General features: G+C 42.5%; 19 protein-coding genes and 1 pseudogene. 15 read left to right on the top strand and 5 right to left on the bottom strand.

All coding sequences use genetic code 11. The annotated features are described in order from the left end of the window. Positions 1-522: 522 nt before the first annotated feature. The 9 genes and pseudogenes from AC4E8A_RS15260 to AC4E8A_RS15220 all read left to right on the top strand — a co-directional run. Positions 523-715 (top strand): annotated as a pseudogene (locus tag AC4E8A_RS15260) (transposase); the annotation flags it as partial. A 406-nt stretch (positions 716-1,121) separates the two neighbouring features. After that, a complete protein-coding gene (dinG, locus tag AC4E8A_RS15255; protein ID WP_490194076.1) occupies positions 1,122-3,923 on the top strand; it encodes an ATP-dependent DNA helicase DinG in 2,802 nt (933 codons plus the stop codon). 90 nt (positions 3,924-4,013) lie between these two features. Continuing rightward, complete coding sequence (locus AC4E8A_RS15250) at positions 4,014-4,844, top strand: ComEC/Rec2 family competence protein (RefSeq protein WP_490194074.1); 831 nt, start codon at positions 4,014-4,016, stop codon at positions 4,842-4,844. A 190-nt stretch (positions 4,845-5,034) separates the two neighbouring features. Further along, positions 5,035-5,205 carry a YpmA family protein gene (locus AC4E8A_RS15245; protein WP_490194072.1) on the top strand — a complete coding sequence of 57 codons (171 nt, stop codon included), beginning with the start codon at positions 5,035-5,037 and terminating at the stop codon, positions 5,203-5,205. A gap of 12 nt (positions 5,206-5,217) precedes the next feature. Next, a complete protein-coding gene (locus AC4E8A_RS15240) occupies positions 5,218-5,691 on the top strand; it encodes a cell wall elongation regulator TseB-like domain-containing protein (RefSeq protein WP_490194071.1) in 474 nt (157 codons plus the stop codon). 13 nt (positions 5,692-5,704) lie between these two features. After that, the gene (locus tag AC4E8A_RS15235) at positions 5,705-6,904 is read left to right on the top strand and encodes a pyridoxal phosphate-dependent aminotransferase (RefSeq protein WP_490194069.1); all 1,200 of its coding nucleotides are present in this window, start codon (positions 5,705-5,707) and stop codon (positions 6,902-6,904) included. A 601-nt stretch (positions 6,905-7,505) separates the two neighbouring features. Continuing rightward, the gene (locus AC4E8A_RS15230) at positions 7,506-8,213 is read left to right on the top strand and encodes a DnaD domain-containing protein (protein ID WP_490194067.1); all 708 of its coding nucleotides are present in this window, start codon (positions 7,506-7,508) and stop codon (positions 8,211-8,213) included. Positions 8,214-8,361: 148 nt separating this feature from the next. Then, on the top strand, positions 8,362-9,018 hold the full coding sequence (gene nth / locus AC4E8A_RS15225; RefSeq protein WP_490194065.1) for an endonuclease III: 657 nt from the start codon (positions 8,362-8,364) through the stop codon (positions 9,016-9,018). Further along, the gene (locus AC4E8A_RS15220) at positions 9,011-9,529 is read left to right on the top strand and encodes a YpoC family protein (RefSeq protein WP_490194063.1); all 519 of its coding nucleotides are present in this window, start codon (positions 9,011-9,013) and stop codon (positions 9,527-9,529) included. The genes nth and AC4E8A_RS15220 overlap by 8 nt, the downstream gene beginning before the upstream one ends. Before the next feature lie 44 nt (positions 9,530-9,573). Here the strand turns inward: AC4E8A_RS15220 and AC4E8A_RS15215 are convergent, their stop codons facing one another. Both AC4E8A_RS15215 and recU read right to left on the bottom strand, forming a co-directional pair. Next, a complete protein-coding gene (locus tag AC4E8A_RS15215) occupies positions 9,574-12,246 on the bottom strand; it encodes a PBP1A family penicillin-binding protein (protein ID WP_490194062.1) in 2,673 nt (890 codons plus the stop codon). 91 nt (positions 12,247-12,337) lie between these two features. After that, on the bottom strand, positions 12,338-12,943 hold the full coding sequence (gene recU, locus AC4E8A_RS15210) for a Holliday junction resolvase RecU (protein ID WP_490194060.1): 606 nt from the start codon (positions 12,941-12,943) through the stop codon (positions 12,338-12,340). Between the two features lie 113 nt (positions 12,944-13,056). On the opposite strand from recU, the gene AC4E8A_RS15205 reads away from it, so the two are divergent. The 3 genes from AC4E8A_RS15205 (at position 13,057) to AC4E8A_RS15195 (ending at position 15,126) form a co-directional block, all read left to right on the top strand. Beyond that, a complete protein-coding gene (locus AC4E8A_RS15205; protein ID WP_490194058.1) occupies positions 13,057-14,058 on the top strand; it encodes a DUF2515 family protein in 1,002 nt (333 codons plus the stop codon). A gap of 368 nt (positions 14,059-14,426) precedes the next feature. Beyond that, positions 14,427-14,687, top strand: coding sequence for a hypothetical protein (locus tag AC4E8A_RS15200; RefSeq protein WP_490194056.1), 261 nt, complete (start codon positions 14,427-14,429; stop codon positions 14,685-14,687). An 85-nt stretch (positions 14,688-14,772) separates the two neighbouring features. Continuing rightward, positions 14,773-15,126 (top strand): YppE family protein, encoded by a 354-nt coding sequence (locus AC4E8A_RS15195; protein ID WP_490194055.1) that lies wholly within the window; start codon positions 14,773-14,775, stop codon positions 15,124-15,126. 88 nt (positions 15,127-15,214) lie between these two features. On the opposite strand, the gene yppF is transcribed toward AC4E8A_RS15195, so the two are convergent. Beyond that, a complete protein-coding gene (yppF, locus tag AC4E8A_RS15190) occupies positions 15,215-15,406 on the bottom strand; it encodes a YppF family protein (RefSeq protein ID WP_490194053.1) in 192 nt (63 codons plus the stop codon). Positions 15,407-15,647: 241 nt separating this feature from the next. Here yppF and AC4E8A_RS15185 point away from each other — a divergent pair, with 241 nt between their 5' ends. After that, positions 15,648-16,136, top strand: a complete 489-nt coding sequence (locus AC4E8A_RS15185) for a YppG family protein (protein ID WP_490194052.1) — start codon at positions 15,648-15,650, stop codon at positions 16,134-16,136. Between the two features lie 376 nt (positions 16,137-16,512). On the opposite strand, the gene AC4E8A_RS15180 is transcribed toward AC4E8A_RS15185, so the two are convergent. Then, positions 16,513-16,713, bottom strand: coding sequence for an Hsp20/alpha crystallin family protein (locus tag AC4E8A_RS15180; RefSeq protein ID WP_490198886.1), 201 nt, complete (start codon positions 16,711-16,713; stop codon positions 16,513-16,515). A gap of 2 nt (positions 16,714-16,715) precedes the next feature. Continuing rightward, positions 16,716-16,955 carry a hypothetical protein gene (locus AC4E8A_RS15175; protein WP_490194051.1) on the bottom strand — a complete coding sequence of 80 codons (240 nt, stop codon included), beginning with the start codon at positions 16,953-16,955 and terminating at the stop codon, positions 16,716-16,718. Positions 16,956-17,093: 138 nt separating this feature from the next. Here AC4E8A_RS15175 and AC4E8A_RS15170 point away from each other — a divergent pair, with 138 nt between their 5' ends. Both AC4E8A_RS15170 and AC4E8A_RS15165 read left to right on the top strand, forming a co-directional pair. Beyond that, positions 17,094-17,879, top strand: a complete 786-nt coding sequence (locus AC4E8A_RS15170) for an alpha/beta fold hydrolase (RefSeq protein ID WP_490194050.1) — start codon at positions 17,094-17,096, stop codon at positions 17,877-17,879. Between the two features lie 103 nt (positions 17,880-17,982). Further along, entirely contained in the window at positions 17,983-20,256 is a 2,274-nt protein-coding gene (locus AC4E8A_RS15165) for a DEAD/DEAH box helicase (protein WP_490194049.1), read from the top strand. The last annotated feature ends 4 nt before the right edge of the window (positions 20,257-20,260 follow it).

The following is a 20,260-nucleotide window of genomic DNA, read 5'->3' as shown; positions in this document are numbered from 1 at the left end:
AAAAAGCGCAAGCGCCTTGATCAGCCCCGACAGGCATAAGACGAGCCGGCGGGAAGGCTGAACTTTGCCTTCTTGACGGATGGGCTTATGACCCCGAGGGGCTAGGCGCTGGAGCTGGATTGACTAAAAAGCGGAAGCGACCGTTCAACGACGTACGGATTGGAGGGCTTCTGTATGAGATAAAGGAATCACAACGAACATTAGTGAGTTGATGATGACTTATCATTAAAAAGCGGAAAGGCCCGTTCAGCTGCGTACGGATTGGACTGGCTACATATGAGATAAAGGAATCAGGAAGAATGGAGCGACTCGATGATGACTTATCGCAAGGAGGAGCTGGGAAGTACGCTAGCAGCTGGGCTTTGGAGCTGGATTCGCAAGGAAGGAGACCGAAATCCGCTAGTCGTTGGCCGCAGGCGCCGGATTAGCCCCCACGCTGCGCTTGCGGGGTCTCACCTATCCCGCTAATCCCGCAGGAGATCGTACGCCTTCCGCTCCAAACAACCCTTTTTAAACTTAGCTGGTATTGACACCATGCGTCAAACCATCAAAGAGATTGAAACCAACGTTGCTCATCGCTCGTTTATTGGGTATTCCTTTACGGAAAGAGACCTCACTTTTCCACCTCCGGAAAAAACGCCGATTCCACAATACTGACTTGTATGAACAAATTTTTTACCGTATTTTGAAAGAGGCTATGACAAAAGGTGTTGGTTGACCATCCGTTGCTTTTTTTGATTCAAAGCATATAAAAGCGAATGCTGAATGCCAATAAGAAAAAGTGAGAAAAAAAGGGGTTCGAGTCGAAACGGAGCGGCATGACAGGTGAGATCTCGCAGGCGAAGCCAGTTCCCAGCAGAATTCCGTCCCCCTCCCAGCTAACCAAGCTCCAAGCCCCATCAGCTATCGAACTTCAGTCTTTCTCCTTGCGATCGTTATCATCGAATCGCCATCACTCCTCGAGGTTCTTCCAATCTGTACGTCGCTGAACGGCTGTTTCCACTTTTTAATTCAGCGCACGCTCTGCAGAGTGTTCCATCTGTATCCCGTTCTGGCTCTGCCACAAGGAATTATGGTACACTTGTGAAGAAAAACAGAGAAAATAAAGGCTGTGTGATTTCATGGTACCTCATAAAATAGTTGTAGTAGATTTGGAAACTACAGGAAATTCCCCTAAGAAAGGGGATAAAATAATACAATTGGCTGCAATGGTCGTCCAGGACGGTGCTGTTGAAGATTCGTATACCTCATTTGTGAATCCCGGTATGTTAATTCCATCTTTTATAGAAGAATTGACAGGCATCGATGATGAAATGGTTAAAGATGCCCCTGTGTTTTCCGAGATAGCTCCAAAAGTTTTGGAGCTGCTGGACGGGGCTGTTTTTTGTGCCCACAATGTTCAATTTGATTTAGGATTTTTACAATCTGAACTTGAAGAAGCAGGGTATAACCCATTTTCGGGTCCTTCCTTTGATACGGTTGAACTGGCAAAAATCACCCTGCCGACGGCCGACAGCTATAAGCTTACAGAACTGTCCGACCGGTTCTCCTTCAACCATAGCCGGCCCCACCAAGCGGATAGTGATGCACTCGTAACAGCAGAACTGTTGATTCATTTTATTGAAAAGCTTGCAAAACTGCCGATGGTGACACTGGAACAATTGGAAATGCTGTCATCCTGGTTGAAAAGTGACCTATCGTTGTTGTTCTCTACTATTCTTGCAGAGAAGAGGAAATCGATTTCGGATATCGGACCGGATCTTGAAGTATTCAGGGGAGTTGCTTTGAAAAAGAAGCCGGATCTTCCGCAGAACGACACAGAAATGGCGGGTTCTGAGTATCCTGCTGATGATAAGGAAAAGACTGCATTATTATCATCTTCCTTAGCATCATTTGAAAAAAGAGACGGCCAATTTTTAATGATGGATAAGGCGTATGAAGCAATGACAGAGAATGAGCATATTATCATCGAAGCAGGTACTGGTGTTGGCAAATCCTTAGGTTATCTGCTTCCGGCTGTCTATTATAGTAAACAAACAGGACAGCCTGTGGTTCTGAGTACATACACAATCCAACTTCAGGAACAGCTTTTGGATAAAGAGATCAATTTTTTAAAAAGGATGCTTAGTTTTTCTTTCAATGCCGTTTTGTTGAAAGGGAAGAACCACTACCTTAATTTGTTTAAATTCGAGCAGTCTTTAACGGAGGATGAAAATCATTACGATATCGCCCTCACAAAAATGCAGATCCTCGTCTGGCTGACAGCGACTGAAACCGGAGATGTGGATGAACTGAATTTGACCAGCGGCGGAAGATTGTTCTGGAACAGGATCAGACATGATGGCTGGCATATAAAAAAAGATCCCTGGATAGGGCGGGACTTCTATCTTCATGCTCGTAATATGTCTAAAAAAGCAGATTTAATCGTCACGAACCACTCCATGCTGCTTTCTGATCTGGTCAATGACCGGAAATTGCTGCCCGCTTATGAGACGGTCATAATAGATGAGGCTCATCATTTGGAAAAGTCGGCAAGGAACCACTTCGGAAGGCTTATTGATTATTTATCTGCTAAGTTTGTCATCGGCCAATTGGGGATGCTCGATCAAAGACAGCTGTTTTATAGATTGGAAAATATGATGGAACACCATTCTGTGAAGCCAGATCTTCCTTCCTTTGAGTTGGATCAGGAAGTAACTGATTTTTACCGAGAAATAGAGGAATGTTTTTCGGTCATTACATCCCTCTTCTTGAGGCAATCTAAAAGGAGAAAGGGAATTCAAAAGATTCAAATGAGGCTGACGAACTCCCAGTTAACTTCAAAAGAATGGATGCCGGCGGTCATGAGTGTCGAAAGAGTGGTTTCTCAAATGAAGAAGATTGAAAAGGAAATGGATACCCGTTTGAAAAAGTTGAAGGAGAAAGAAAGTTCCCTTAATGACTCGGAAAGAGCATCTCTTGAAGAATTCCATAGTTTCCTGGGTGAATGGAGTGAATTGAGATCTAATTTCCGTGACATATTTCTATCTCCTGATGAAAAGGATGTCATTTGGCTTGAAGGGGATGTGCGTTCTCTGCCCAATAGCCTGATGATCCAATCACAGCTGGCTTCAGTAGGGGAAAAGTTGAAACAATCTTTCTTTAATCAAAAGGAATCTGTGATAATGACGTCGGCGACTCTGACTGTCCAGAATTCATTCAATTATTTCCTGGAGGAAGTGGGTTTATCACATGATGAAGCAAAAACGGTCCGTATTTCTTCACCGTTTAACTATAGTGAGATGACCAAGCTGTTCATCCCGACTGATATACCCGAGATCCAAAATGTATCTCTTGATGAATATGTTGAAGCAATAGCTGCTCACTTAATCGGAGTAGCACAGGCTACCAAAGGAAGAATGCTCGTATTGTTCACCGCCTTTGATATGCTGAAAAAAACGCATGATTTAATGAAGGACAGTGGTCTCCTGGAGGATTTTGTCCTGATGGCCCAGGGGATTTCAAGTGGCAGCAGGACAAGGCTGACAAAGAATTTCCAAAGGTTTGATAAGGCGATTCTGTTTGGGACAAGCAGCTTCTGGGAAGGGGTCGATATTCCTGGCGAGGACCTTTCTTGCCTAGTTCTTGTAAGACTGCCTTTTTCCCCGCCAGATGAACCAGTGGCACAGGCTAAAAGTGAATTTTTAAAGAATGAAGGCAAAAATCCATTTTCTCATTATTCGCTTCCTGAAGCGATCCTCCGTTTTAAACAAGGAGTCGGAAGGCTGATCAGGCGAAATTCAGATAGGGGAATCGTCATCGTGTTTGACAGGCGGATCATTACCGCAAGATATGGCACGGCTTTTCTTGGTTCCATTCCTGATATGCCTGTAAAACAGGGAGAACTCCATGAAATGGTGGAATTGATTGAGGAGTGGCTGTAGTTTTAATAAGCAATGCTGATTTCCGGACCGGATAAATTTTCATGATTTACGTACTCTATATGTAGAAGTGAACGGGAGGTATGTTAGATCATGAAAAACGTTATAATGGCAGTCTTTTTAACGATGTTTTTTCTGTCTGCAGAAGGGAATATACAAGCAGCAGGTCCCCAGGTGGATTTGAAACTGAAACCTGATGAGTTTGCCTTGTCGTTCCTGCCTTTTGCAAAGGGTGAAGCTGCTATCATACATCTCCCTGGCGGAGTAGACTATTTAGTCAATACAGGGGAACTCAATGAATTAAAGAATCTTGACACTGTATTGGGTAAATTCGGCATCAGAAAAATCAAGGGAGTCTTTATTACCGATCGGACGGAATATCAGCCTGATTCCCTCAGAGCAGTCATTGATAAATGGGAAGTGGAAGAAATCCTCACAGGTTCCAATCTCGCGAAAGACCTTCAGCTTCAGGGTATGAATGTGCATGCTCTTGACAAAGGAGAAAGGCTTTCTTTGAATGCGGAGGTTACCCTGGATGTTATATTTGAAGGAAATCAGGAAGATGAAGGGCTTGATTTTACGGTAACGGCTCTGCCGCATCGTTTTCTGTGGCTGACGTCCCATTCTCCTTCAGCGGAAGATTCATTGATGCATGAACAGTTAAGCGATGTTAACATCCTGAAGGTACCGTTGTATGATAACACGGAGTTGCTATCTGAAAAGTTGTTGAATCATATTGACCCGCAGACAGCCATTTTCTATCGTGAAAAGGAAAAATTCAATCATACAGATTTACTGGAACTGTTTCATGAAAGCTGGATCGATGTATATTTTACTGGTCGTCACGGGCTTATCACCATTAAATTCAATGAAAATAACTACGAAGTGATTACCTTTCCAGAGGAAAATCAAGTCCTTGGATAATCAGGTGCAATACGAGAGGACTGCCGGGGCAGCCCTCTGAAGAAGTGTGTGTGGAATAGAATTTAATTTTGTTTGAATGTGTTCGGATTACGCTTGAATGCTGGTATAATGGGTAATGGTTCTATTGTTATTGTGTCATAATCCTGACTCAATATTTATAACAATATTTGTGATGTAAGGGGGATTATCATTGGAAAGCAAAATTGAAGTGTTATCGACAGTCAAGATTCAGCATTCACCTGATTTTTATAAGGTGGTCGATGCATTAAACCGCACACTGAAGGAAAGAGATCTGATGTTTGGACTGGCGTTGGATCCTGAAGACCAGGAGAAGGCAGTCTTCACAATATATCGTACATAAAGAAGTGATGAAATGAAGAAAATTATATTTTTTGTAGTATTAGCAGCTATTTTGGTCATTGCAGGCATCACGGCCATTTTTTTGAAAGCAAGGTCACCTGTTAACGACAGAGCGGAAGCAGCCATTCAAAGAGCAGAAGCGGAAGCAGATGTCGCCTCAACCGAAGATGTATCCCTGTACAATGGAAATAAATCGTATGTGGTTATCACTGGAAGAAATTCGGAAGATGAAAAAATCGTCGTATGGGTTCCAGAAAAAGATAGAGATATCATTGTGAAAAAGTGGGCTGATGGTATCTCGAAAGAGGCAGCGATTAATAAACTGAAGGAAGAAAACGATGTAAGTGAAATCCTTTCGGTTAAATTAGGAATGGAAAGCGTCGGTCCTGTTTGGGAACTGACCTATCTTGATGAAAATGAGCATTTGAACTATTACTACCTCTTGTTTGAAAGCGGGGAGTGGTGGAGAAAGATTGAAAATCTCTAAGGAGGAAATGCGTATGAAATGGGAATTAGCCGATAGGGTTAGTGCATTAACCCCTTCAACTACCCTTGCTATTACTGCAAAGGCCAAAGAAATGAAGTCAAAAGGGGTAGATGTAATTGCTCTAGGGGCAGGAGAGCCGGATTTCAATACTCCTGGGCATATCATTTCTGCAGCCGCTGCTTCAATGGATGAAGGACATACAAAATACACTCCTGCCGGCGGCCTGGCTCAATTGAAGGAAGCGATCATGAATAAATTTAAGCGTGATCAAGGCATTGCCTATGACCTTGCAGAAGTGATAGTCACAAGCGGAGCGAAACATGCTTTATATACCTTGTTCCAGGTTCTTCTCAATGAGGGGGATGAAGTCATAATCCCCACTCCATATTGGGTGAGTTATCCTGAACAAGTGAAATTGGCAGGAGGCAATCCAGTATTCATTGAAGGAAAGGAAGAAAATGAGTACAAAATCACCGCTGAACAATTAAAGGAAGCTGTTACGGAAAAAACCAAGGCAGTGATCATCAATTCACCAAGCAATCCCACAGGCATGCTTTACAGCAAGCAGGAATTAGAAGCGATCGGAGAGGTCTGCCTTGAGAAAGATATACTCATCGTCTCAGATGAGATCTATGAAAAGCTGGTGTATGAAGGGAACAGGCATGTATCAATTGCAGAGATTTCCCCCCAGTTGAATAAGCAGACCATTGTCATCAATGGGGTTTCCAAATCACATTCCATGACAGGATGGAGGATTGGTTATGCAGCTGGGGATGCAAAGCTTATAAAAGCCATGACAAATCTGGCGAGTCATTCGACTTCTAATCCTACCACCACCTCACAGCATGGGGCCATTGCTGCGTATGACGGGACTCAGGAACCTGTTGAAGATATGAGAAAGGCTTTTGAAGAGAGATTAAATATTGTTTTTGACAAGCTAAATGCCATCCCGGGCTTCCATTGTATCAAACCTCAAGGTGCCTTCTATTTGTTTCCTAACGTGAAGGAGGCTGTTTCGCTATCCGGTTACGATTCAGTGGATGCTTTTGCAAAGGCTCTGCTTGAAGAGGCAGAGGTAGCCGTCATACCTGGCTCTGGATTCGGATCGCCAGATAATATCCGGTTATCATACGCGACATCCCTTGATCTATTTGAAAAAGCATTGGAGAGAATCCATTCTTTTGTCCAGCAAAAAATTAAAGAAGCCAACTAAATATCATAGCGGTGACAGTTTATTCTGTTACCGCTTGTTTTAATATAAGGGGTGCTGCGGCTTTGCATAATTCCAGATACCACTTGTACGCCTCAGCATCATACCATGCTGGACGGATTTGTACCTTACTTCCGCATTGGTCTTTCCTTGGGAGAAATATAGCATGGATCAGAAGAGCGGAACATGGACTCGAGTATATCCCGGCTGCTTTGCAACGTATCAAGGCAGTCAGTCATTTTTAACCAGTGGAAATACAGCATAAGCGATCCAGCCATTTTCACCAAAGATAAGGTCAAAGGGACATAAAAAAAGGCATTACTAAGATATAAACGGGTTCTGTTTTGAAGTACACACGTCTCATTTACAAACGAAATGGTTGAGTTAATCGCAGCCGGAAAAACAATGTTATTTATAAAAGTATGGTCAGTAGCTGATGCCTGGCCATTTTTTATGTTTTCACATTGGCTGTTGTGAAATAAGTTGATTTTCGCTCCGGGAACCAATCATTCTTTTTAAAAATACATCATTTTATACCATCTAGTCTTTTCCATGTTCAGTGGTTCTTTCATCATGATATACTATTAGGTGAGGTGGGCGTATTATGGATTATAAACAATTGATGGTCAGTTGGGTGGAAGAGGGCACTGTCAGCATTCCTCAACTGCTGCTTTCCAATTATAATAAGCTTGGTTTAAGTGAATCTGAATTTGTTTTGCTGCTCCAAGTATATTCTTTTATTGAAAAAGGAAACGATTTTCCTACTCCTGAAGAACTTTCCGCCAAGATGAGTTTTTCCAGTGAGGAGTGTTCTTCGATACTGAGAAGGCTCGTTCAAAATCAATATATGTCAATAGAAGAAGGTAATTCCTCCAGCGGGATTCTTTATGAAAAGTATTCATTAAAACCGCTATGGAACAAGCTGGCAGAGTTTATCTTGTCTGATAGCAAAGCGGAAAATATGGAAAAAAACCTGCTTGAAGAAACAGATCTGTACACTGTATTCGAACAAGAGTTCAGCAGGCCGCTTTCTCCTTTGGAATGCGAGACGCTTGCCATGTGGATTGACCAGGATGAACATAATGTCAATATTATAAAAGCAGCACTGCGGGAAGCTGTTATTTCCGGTAAATTAAATTTTCGATACATTGACCGCATCTTGTTTGAATGGAAGAAGAACGGTGTCAAAACCATTGAACAGGCGAAAAAGCATGGTGAGAGGTTCCGGCCGCATCAAAAAGTGCAGTCGGCATCACAGGCATCGAAATCAGATAAAAAAACAGTTCCTTTTTATAATTGGCTGGAACAATAGCAACAGCAAGGCATGACATCTTCTGAAACAACAAAGAATATTCAGCAAAGAAGGGATGTCATAAGGAACATGACATTCCCTGTTTTTGTAACCGGCCTATAATAAGGATACATACAAAAATATATAACTGAATCAGTGGTGAAAATATATGTTGAATAAAAGTCAAATAGAGTATTGCCTGACGGAAATGGAAAAAATGTTTCCTGATGCACATTGTGAATTGAATCACCGCAATCCATTTGATCTGGTTATTGCCGTGCTATTGTCAGCCCAATGTACGGATGTGCTGGTCAATAAAGTGACGAGAAGCCTTTTTGAAAAGTATAAGACCCCTGAGGATTATCTTTCAGTCAGCTTAGAAGAGCTCCAGCAAGATATAAGGTCCATCGGGCTGTATAGAAATAAGGCTAAGAATATCAGAAGCCTCTGTGAACTGCTTTTGACAGAATACGGGGGGGAAGTGCCTCAATCGAGAGATGAGCTTGTCAAACTGCCGGGTGTAGGGCGTAAAACCGCCAATGTGGTAGTTTCTGTGGCATTTGGGGAACCTGCTTTGGCAGTTGACACCCATGTCGAAAGGGTGAGTAAACGCCTTGGAATCTGTCGATGGAAAGACAGTGTATTAGAGGTTGAGAAGACCTTGATGCGGAAAATCCCCAGGGAAAAATGGACCGATACCCATCACAGATTGATTTTCTTTGGAAGATATCATTGTAAAGCTCAATCTCCGCAATGTGAGATTTGTCCGCTCCTTGAGTTATGCCGGGAAGGACAAAAGCGGATGAAGAGGAAAAGTAATGGATAAGCATATTTTCTTGCCTGTTCCTCAAGAGGTCAAGCATCCTCTTTTTTTCTCAGAGAATGATGTGAGGATAGCAGTGAATCATCAGCATCCGGATTCATTAGACCCTGTTTTTTCTTACGAAATTCTTTATTATAACGAGATCTTAGGAGCAGCGTTTCCATGGGAAGCCGCTTCACACATTAAAACGATGGAAGTGGAATGGAGTGGGATTAGCGAGGAATTGAAAAGAGCCTTTACAGCAAGGGAAGGAAAGGAAATAAATTCATTAATGATCAAGGCCATAGCCCAGTTTATGATGTATTTATTCTGGACCAACGGAATGCCTGCAAAACCTTCCCTGTGGATGGAAGAATTACAAGGAATGTCAATCAAGCCGGTGAATGCAGAAGAGAGATTGGGTTTCGTCATGATTCAGCCGTCATTGTTCCACTCATATAAGCAGTTGAATCAATTATTTATTGAGCAAATGAAACAATATGCTAAGCATATGGCGATTCGGAAACAGAGATAGAAAAAACAGCGTCTGCTAAGTTCAGACGCTGTTTTTGTTTTCTTTTATTGTTGGTTAGTTGAGTTGTTATTTCCGGAGTTGTTACCGGCATTGCCATTGCCATTACCATTACCATTACCATTATTCTGGCTTTGGACTTCGCCATTGCCTTCATTATCTCCATTGCCGGCATCTTCATTGGCAGGTGGGGTTGTTTCATCCTCATTGTTGTCACCTTCGCCGGTTCCGTCCCCATCTTCATTCTGGTTATCTTCATTATTTCCATCCTGATTTTCTTCATCTTCAGGATTACCTTCTGCACCTTCATCTTCTTGTTCTTCTTCAGGTTCTTCCTGGTTTTGGACAGTGTAGGTCACAGTTGCCGGTTCACTGCGCTGTTCACCATCTACAGCGGTAACTGTGAATGTGTAGGTGCCGTCTGCGGCAATGTTTTCAACAATCAGCCCTTTCTCAGAAGTGGTAGAAAGGACTTTTGCATCCTCACCATTAAAGGAGCCGGTAACTTCAAAGTTTGGCTTCTTATCTTCGTTTTTATAATCCCAGGTAAGGGTGATGGTTTTCTTATCATCATCAAAATCTGCTTTTAAGCCTGTAGGTCCAGACAGCTTATCATATTGTTCAGATACCTTGCTTGGTTCTGTTCCGCGAACGAATAGTTCATAAGTGATTTTGTCTTCAGGTGTGTAATCACTAGGGAGACGGGCTGGATTAGAGCCTTTCTCGACAGGTGCTTCCACAACACTCTTTGGCTTTTTAAAATCAGGAGTATCAATATCCTGAGAAACATAGCTCATCAAGTCTTTCACAATAAACTGGGCGATATGACGTTCCTGTGGGTTCAGTGGGTACTTTCTATCGCTGTAACCCGTCCAGACTGAAGCGGTATAGTTCGTCGTATAACCTACAAACCAAGAATCAGGTGCTTCATTCGTTGCGACATTATATTTAGCTCTGTCATCATCGGTATAGTTGGTCGTCCCGGATTTACCTGCCATTGCCAAACCTGGCACATTGCCGTAGACACCAGTTGCCCCTGGTTTCAGTACATCTTTCAACATATCCGTGATCATATAGGCTGTATAGTCTTTCATTGCTGTTTTCGGTTCAGGGTCCACGGTTACTTCGGTTTCCCCATCTCTAAGGACAATTTTCGAAACAGAGTGCGGTTTAGTATACACGCCACCATTACCAAATGCAGCATAGGCTCCTGCCATTTGGACCGAGTTGACTCCTGGTGTACCACCAAGGGCATACGCTTCAAAGGTGTCCTCAAAGTTGATCCCTAAGCCTCGAAGGAAGCTTCCTCCTTCTTCCAGGCCTACTTCCTGAAGTGCTTTTACTGCAGGTACATTTCGTGAATCCCAAAGTGCTTCACGAATCGAGATGTTTCCTTTAAATCTTTTATCCCAGTTATTTATATTGGTATCTGTTCCGGTATATTGATAAGGTTCATCTTTAATTTGGTGATAGGTTGACCACTTAAGATTTTCAATAGCAGGCCCGTAGTCCAACAGGGGTTTGATGGTGGAGCCTGGCTGCCTTTTAGCATCTACAGCAAAGTTAAACCCGCGTTTATTTTCTTCTCCATAATTTCTTCCTCCGCCAATGGCGCGAATTTCCCCTGTTTGTGTATCCAGCAGGGTAATCCCGGCCTGCATTAATTCATCAAACCTTTCAGGATAAGCAAAATCAATCGCTTCTCCCGCAAGAATTGCTTCCACACGCTGTTGAGCATTAGGATCGACTGTCGTGTAGACCTTCAATCCATCAGTGAACAGGTTATAGTCACCTAGATCGGCAACTTCATCAATGACCACATCAACAAATGCCTCATATTTATCAACAGAACGTTCTTCACGTGTCTCTTCTGAAACAAGTGAGTCTGTTACAGGAACTGCCTGAGCCTTTTCCATATCTTCTTTGGTGATCTTTCCATGCTGATTCATTAAGCTAAGTACAATGTTCCTTCTTTTTTCAGCCTTTTCGGGGTAATCAAACGGATTATAGTTATTAGGGCTTTGCGGCATCCCTGCCAACAAGGCTGCTTCATGAAGCTCAAGATCTTTCAATTCTTTCCCGAAGTAGTGGGTTGCAGCTGTTCCAAAACCATTGATTCCCGATGACATATAAACTTTGTTGAAGTACATTTCAAAGATTTCCTGTTTTGTATACTCCTGTTCTAACTTAACTGCAAGCCAAGCTTCCTGTGCTTTACGCTCAAGGGTTTTTTCAGGGGTCAGGAATGAACCTTTGATGACCTGCTGTGTCAGGGTGCTGGCACCTTCTGATCCAAATCCGTTCGTGACGTTGGCAATCACGGCGCCGCCCAGACGGATCAGGTCTATTCCGTTATGTTTATAGAAGCGGTTATCTTCCGTGGCAAGGATGGCATCTTCCATTAGAGGAGGAATTTGATCGTAATTGACATAGTCCCTTTTCTCCGTCCCTACGGTAGTGATCAAATCACCGTTCATATCATAAATTTCCGATGCAATTGGGTCTTTCAGCAGTGATTCATCCAACTTTGGAGCTTTGCTTGCATAATAGGCGAAGAGCCCGGCACCTGAAAGCATCCCGATGATTCCAATGATAAATAAACTGATGAATGCCTTGGCGAAAAAAGATTTTCTCTTGCCCTTGCCTTTTTTATTTCCTTTTCCTTTAGCTTTTTGTTGTGCCAGGCGTTTTTCTTCCCTGGATTTATATTGACCAGACATAGATTGTTTCCTCACTTTCATCTATCTCTTTTGTTCACCTTCAGCCGCTTAAGTAGTTAGTCATACGGCTTGAACAAGAGATGACAAGATTTCAAAAATATAAAGATTGCACGGTTTTAAGATAATCAATACGGGGATATAAGCCTAAACCAATTTTGGCCCCATCTTCTTCGATTTCCTCTTTTTTGATTGATTTTCTTCCGCCGCGTTCCATTCTCTCCCAATATTTAAAAAGCTCATTGAACTTCATGAAGAAGATTTCTTCTGTCGAGGCAAAACGGATTAAAATGAAAGCAATACCATCCTGCTCATCCACCTGTTTCATGTGATTGATCTGGTGAGTGTGGAGATTTTGCAAGGGAAAGGAAGTTTTATTCTTTGTTTCTTTTGCTTCGAAATCGATATATCTTCCTTTATAGAGACCATTATAATCTGTTGTCGAAGGCTGTTTGAAATATGCTTCCTTAATGACAGCAGCGCTTCGCTGGGGATAATGCACATCGACGATTTGCACCGGTGTCGGCTTCTTATGTATAACCGCAATTCCGTTCACCAGATAATATTGGTTTGTTTCATTGATATCTTCCTCCAGGGTCATGCCTCGGTTACTGTAGGATACTTTCTTTTCAGCTGGTTTGTTTCCCGCAGAGGAAGCACCTGGAATAAATCTTTTTCCATTCGGATAATGGAACTTCATATTCACACCTCACAAACTAATCTATATCATATCAGATACGTCAAGAAGATGGGTGAATAAATTTGCCTAAATCTCGTCATGATAACCCTATAATGACTAATGAGGCGGTTTCTATGAACAAAAAATCATTTTTTCAACCGTTTTTACCCGATTGCTCGCTTGTTGAAACTTCTGAACAACTAATCAAGGTCATCCGGGAAAAGACCTTTCAGTATAATTTGGATAATATATCAAGAACAAAGGCTTATCAAGAGTATTACCTATTACACCCGGAAATAAAATGGTCTTTTTTAGCCTCGATGGTCTCACGCAATGCAGGTTGGAATATGTGCGACCTTAAGGGAGCCTGGCTTCCGGCCATTATGGACGAAAAGACACGACGCATGCTGTTCTATACATACGAAAGAGCGAATTGGCTTATCTTCCATGATGTTTTTCCTCAGTTGCTGATCCATCATTATATGACGCAATTAAATATAGAAATGTTTCACTTTTTTCGTGAATTTTTTGTGTCTGCATTTATGCAAAAAGAATGGAACCGTTTTTGGAAGGAGGGGGACAAGGACAGGCTGATGCAATCTTTGATCATCAATGAACAAAATGTAATCAACGAACCGGTGATTCAGCACCCCGTTTATAAACGGAAGGTCTTTAAAAGCTGGTTCTTTTTTTTGGAGGACCACTTACATTTCAGTTCAGTAATCTTCCCAACGATGGGAGGGAGCCTTTTTGGAGCCAGTGTAAGTGAATTCAGAAAGCTGGATAGCCGCATATCACTTGGAAACAGGCTGTCTCAAATACTTTTTCATGAAGATTTGTACCGATATTTCAACAAGTTTGCTTTTTCTGTTGAGCATACCGGATCCAGAAGAGATTATGAACGCTTTTGTTATGAAGCCCCTTATACTGGAACACCCATTTTGAGAACAGCATTTGAAGTGAAGGAACACCATATTCGCAATCCATTGGTTGACTGGACAAAAAAAAGAAAGGTGAAGGAAAAGTGGTTCAAACGATCAGTGGTTAGAGAACCTGTCAAATTGAACGGATGGTATTTTAACAAACAAAGACAATTGCAAAAGATGATCAAAATGGAAGAACTTTTCCGTAAATGATAAAAAGTGCCGGGTACACTCTGTCAATGAGCATGCACCGGCACTTTTTAAGCCAAAGGTATATTAAGTTGAAGGACGGTCAGGACCTTCTAGTTTAGGATTTCCCTGTCCTGCTTTTGTTTGCTTGCGCTTTGTTTCTCGAATGCGTTGTTCTTTACTATCGTTCTTTGCCATATTTCATAACACCTCCTATTTATAGTGTTCTAAATCGGCACCATTTTCATGCAGTGTTTGTGTCGAAAATCTCTATGCAGAATGTACTATTGCGACTTTCTTTGCCGAAAGAGTACTAGTTTTGTCAGGCGTGAAGGTAGTTGGAAATGGAGGGAGAATACCTTAAGTAATCAAAATCTGAGGAGGCTGTGTGTATGGCGAATAATAATGACCTGCTCGTGCTGTTGTCTGATATCGAAAGTCAATTGAATGATCTGGAAGAGAAGATAAATGTCAGGGTAAATGAAGAACGAAATGCTTTACTATCAGAAAGGAAACTTAAAGTGTCAAGAGCGGAAAAGAAGTATACAAAGGCAGAAACCAGGATCCTCCTAAGGTTGAGCCTGTATGGAGAGACACCGCTGGATAAGGCGAATCGTTTCGATAATCTTGAATTATCTTATAAAACCACATAAAATGAAGAGTGATTGAAGTGGCTGATAAGCTGCTTTTTTTTCTATCATCGTTTATATAGTTTTTAAAAGCTTAGGAGGGGGACTAGTGACAAACCTTAAACACTTAACTTCTGAACTCCTTGATTTGAATGGGGAGATATTAAGAATATATAAAGAAACTCGAGAAAGCGGCGAAGAAGGGGACTTCTATCAAGAAGTCAAGCCATTTGCAGACAATGCCAAAGAAAGAATTGACCTCTGGCACAAAACGGCACTTCAATGGATGAAAGAAGATAGACCAAAGAATCTGCATCCCAGCCAAATAATCAACACCGCCGAAAATCTGGAGATGATATCCATTCAAGCATTCTTTCCTAAAGCAAGTTATAAAAAGTTTATCAGTCATTCACAATCGATTCATTACGTATTAAGGACTACTCTTGATCAGTTGTGCAACTAATAGAAGGCATTCCCGGTAAAGCTGATGGTTCAAATGACAGAGGGACAAGATCATTGTGATCTTGTCCCTCTGTCTATCTGCTTTTTTTCTATTGAGAAACGGTTGGAGATTCAGGCAGTGGATATGCTGCTTCTATTTCCTTTACGAGCTGCCTGTAATCATTGATGCTAATATCATTCAAAATGTAACTTTTTCGGGCAAAGGTCAATAGTTCATTTAACGTGGCAGGTTTAAAATGGTATTTCTCATGAAATAGTTGCTGGAATTCTTCTAAATTCATTATGATTCCTCCCCTGGATACGTTTGTATAAGGCGGGTTTATCCCGCTTCCCCTTATACCGTAATACTAACATGGAATTAAAATATTTAAAGTTGTAAGAAAAATGGAACTTCCGACAAAAAACGGTGTTTTGTCGAATTGTGTAGTGATATCATTTCCTGCTCTTTACCGGGCATCTGCACATTTTTCTGTCTGAAACATATTTTGTAGTAGAGATTCCTTTGTCAGGAGGATGAATGGAATGAACCACTATATTAATAGAAGGTTTTCGACGACCCGTTTTAATGGATACCCAGCTGGTTACCCTGGTTCAATGCCTATTTCACCATACCAAAATGGACAGCAGTACCAGCAGATGCAGTATGGTCCGCCCGCTCCGTATAGCCCAGCCCCAGATTACATGAACCAGCAAGGCCATTATGGGCTTTATTCTCAGCCATCTCCATACAGCCATCAATATTTTCAAAATCCGCTGCAGCCGGAAGAAACCAGTTATTATACACAGCAAGGTGGTTATAACGAATACCAGGGCATGACGAATCCTTATCCAAAGGGGAGTTTTATGGTGAAGCCGCAGTCATCGGGTGTAGGAACCATCATGAAATCATTCAAGTCACAAGATGGTTCACTTGATTTTAACAAGATGATGAATACAGCAGGACAAATGATGAGTGCAGTAAACCAGGTTTCTTCGATGGTAAAGGGGCTGGGTGGGATGTTCAAGGTATAAGGATTGAATCAGAAAAAGCTCAGGGGCGTCCCCCTGAGCTTTTTCTGATTGTATAGGGATGATAAAAGGCGTGAGGTGGGGGAAGTAATGGAGGTTTCTTCATCCAGCCCCAGCGGCCAGCTCCTAGCAGATTTCGGTCTTCTTCCTTGCCATAAGTCAACATCAACTCACTACGCTCGTTATGTTTCCTTTATCTCATGCAGAAGCCCTCCAATCTGTACGGAGCTGAACGGCCGCTTGCGCTTTAGTATCATCCAGCTCCAGCGCCTAGCCCCTCGGGGTCATAAGCCAATCCTTCAAGAAGGGTAAAGGGCACCCTTCCTGCCGGCTCGTCTTATGCCTGTCGGGGCTGATCAAGGCGCTTGCGCTTTTGTTCTTAAAGTTCAACCTTTTTCCCTTTTAGTTTTCCAATTTTAAGTGTCAATAATCCATCCTCATACACCGCTTTTACTTTTCTTTCGTCCACCATTACGGGCAGAGGGATGGTTCTGGAGTTATGTTGTTTCAGCTGTTTTTGGAATAAGACATTGGATTTTTCATCCTGAGTGGTTTGGCTTTCCTGGTTTAGAACCGAGATGGTTACATGATTTTGAAAGACATCGATGTCGATTTGATCTTTTTTACGCCGGGAAGTTTTGCTGTAATAGTATAGTTGTTTTTTGATTCCGTAAGATCAATAGGGAAACCGCCATAAGGGAATGGGGAGGAAAAAAAGTCATCGATACTTTCCAGGATGCCCCTTACCGGCTTTTCTTGAAAAAACGAATCCATTAATTCACCGAACTTCGGCCTCTTTTTCTCAGGCAGATTACCTTCCATTATACTTGTCTCCTTTCAGAACGTTTTCACCTATTATTTTATGTAAAAGGAAATAAAGTGTTAAATGTCCAACTGCGTTTATTCGATCTCGATAAAGGCAATATAGAGAATAGATTCTCAATAAGGGTGGGGTTAGTTATGGATACTCAGCGTGTCGGCGTAAATGAACTTGCTTACAAAGACCATGGAGAAGGGGAAACGGTTATCCTCCTGCATGGCTTTTGCGGAAGTTCGGATTATTGGGAAAGGGTCATGCCTCTTCTTGATCATTATCGTGTAATTACCGTCGACCTCCGAGGCCACGGAGAATCAGGGATTCCTGAGGGTGGTTATACCATAGATGATATGGCCTTGGATATTAATTACTTCATGGATCAGAAACAGCTTAAAGACGTTTATATGTTTGGCCATTCACTTGGGGGATATGTTACATTGTCCCTTGCAGAAAGATTCCCTGAAAAGCTGAAGGGTTTTGGGTTGATCCATTCGACCCCATTGCCGGATGACGAAAAAGGGAAAGACAAGAGAACGGAATCCATCAAACAAGTTGATTCACAAGGAATGAAGACCTTCATAGATAACCTCGTTCCAAGTCTGTTCAACCAGGAAAGACTGAAAGAATACGAGGAAGAAATAGAAAAAGCCAAACAAATTGGATATAACACCAGCCCGGCGGGTGCGAAGGAAACCTTAAAAGCCATGCGCAGCAGAGGAGACCTCAGCAAGATTGTCCAAGACAGCAGGCTTCCGATTTTATTAGTTGCAGGAGCAAAAGATTCTATAGTGCCGCAGGAAAAAACGTTTACAGCAGATGGAAACCATATCAAGAAAGTTGTCCTTGAAAACTCGGGACATATGGGGGTTTACGAGGAACCAGAGAAATTGTCACTGGAGATAAAAAAGTTCATTTTAGATAATGAATAAGCGAATTGCCGGGCGTGTTGGCTGATAGCCAATTATTGCCTGGCATTTTTTTCTCTTTTTATTCGAACGTTTATTCGCTAAAATAGGAATAGAGGTGAAAAAGATGCTTCGGAAAAGAAACTTACAAGAAATGATTGATCAGTTTCAACATCGTTCAGAACATAAAGGGCAAATTGTCCATTGGCATACAATCGTAGAAAAGAAGGCACAGCATAAAGAACTGCCGTTGCGACTCCACCCCAAGCTCAAATCAGCACTTGAGAAAAGGGGGATTGAAAAGCTTTATACCCACCAGGCAACTGCTTTTGACACTGCAATGGAAGGAAAAAGTTTTACAGCTGTAACCCCTACTGCATCTGGTAAAACACTCTGCTACAACCTTCCTGTCCTGCAGTCGATTCTGGAGAACAAGAATACCAGAGCACTCTATATCTTTCCAACGAAAGCACTGGCACAGGATCAGAAAAGTGAAATCAATGAAATGATAGCTGAAGCGGATGCGGATATTAACAGTTATACATACGACGGAGATACATCTGCAAACATACGCCAAAAAGTCAGAAAGGCAGGACATATAGTCATCACCAATCCTGATATGCTTCATTCCGCGATCCTGCCTCATCATACAAAGTGGGTTTCGCTTTTCGAAAACCTGAAGTACGTCGTCATAGACGAGCTTCATATTTACCGGGGAGTATTCGGCAGCCATGTCAGTAACGTGATGAGAAGGCTGAGACGAATCTGCAGATTCTATGGGAGTGACCCAATATTCATTTGTACTTCAGCGACTATCGCCAATCCAAAAGAATTGGCTGAAGGATTGACAGAGAAGGAAATGGCCTTGATTGACAATAATGGCGCCCCAAGCGGGAGGAAACACTTTGTGTTCTACAATCCTCCAATAGTCAATAAGCCCCTGAACATCAGAAGAAGTGCTACCCTGGAAGTGAGGGATATTGCCGGATCTCTTCTAAAAAATAAAATTCAAACCATTGTGTTTGCGCGAAGCAGAGTAAGGGTGGAAATCATTCTGACTTATCTGCAGGAACTGGTTAAATCCCAGCTCGGACCGAAATCCATACGCGGATATCGCGGCGGCTATTTGCCGACGCAGCGGAGAGAAATCGAAAAAGGTCTGCGCAACGGAGAGATATACGGAGTGGTCAGTACGAATGCACTGGAACTTGGGGTCGATATCGGCCAGCTGCAGGTTTGTGTCATGACTGGATATCCAGGAACAATTGCAAGTGCATGGCAGCAGGCAGGACGGGCGGGAAGAAGGCAGGATGAAGCCCTTGTCATCATGGTTGCCAGTTCGAGCCCTCTGGACCAATATATAATTGAAAACCCACAGTATTTTTTCGAGAACTCACCGGAAACCGCCAGGATCAACCCGGACAATCTTATCATTCTGATCGACCATTTGAAATGTGCAGCATATGAACTGCCTTTCACGGAAGGAGAGCAGTTTGGCGGTTTGGACATTGAAGACATCCTGGACTTCCTATCCGAGGAGAGGGTCCTCCACAAAAATGGTCAAAAATGGTATTGGATGAACGATTCATTTCCGGCCCATAACATCAGTCTGAGATCGGCTTCGCAGGAAAATGTCATCATCATCGATCAGAGTGATGTAGCAAACGTGAAGGTCATCGGGGAAATGGACAGGTTCTCTGCAATGACGCTGCTTCATGACGAAGCCATCTATTTACATCAAGGCATACAGTATCAAGTGGAATTGCTTGACTGGGAAGAAAAGAAAGCTTTTGTAAGGGAAGTCGATGTCGATTACTTTACTGATGCGAATCTGGCCGTACAGCTTAGAGTGCTTGAAGAAGATAAGTCAAAGAGCAATGATGCGGCAGAAACAGCCTATGGGGATGTAACAGTCCAGGCGATGGCAACTATTTTTAAAAAGATCAAGTTCGATACGCATGAGAATATTGGGTCGGGGCCGATTCATCTGCCGGAAGAAGAGCTGCATACCAATTCAACATGGGTATCATTAAAGAAAGAGATCGATCTTTCCACCGACAGAATTGAACAGGGATTAATCGGTCTTGCCCAGAGCCTTAAGGCCATCGTACCTCTGTTCGTCATGTGTGACCCAAGTGATGTTTTTGTTGTTCCCCAAGTAAAAGCAGCCCACAATGAAAAGCCGACAATCTTTATTTATGATCGGTATCCCGGAGGGGTCGGCCTCAGTGAGAAGGTTTATGACCAGATGTCCGAAATCCTGCTTGAGGCAAGAAGGATGATTGCCCGCTGTCGTTGTAACAGCGGCTGTCCGTCTTGCATCGGTACAGATATCTCTTCAGAAGAAGCGAAAGATGATTCAGTGAGATTACTGGATATGTTCCTGCAAAGTCAGCATTAAAACG

This window comes from Bacillus sp. SRL337, assembly GCF_984799155.1.
This window is presented reverse-complemented; position numbering and strand designations above follow the sequence as displayed.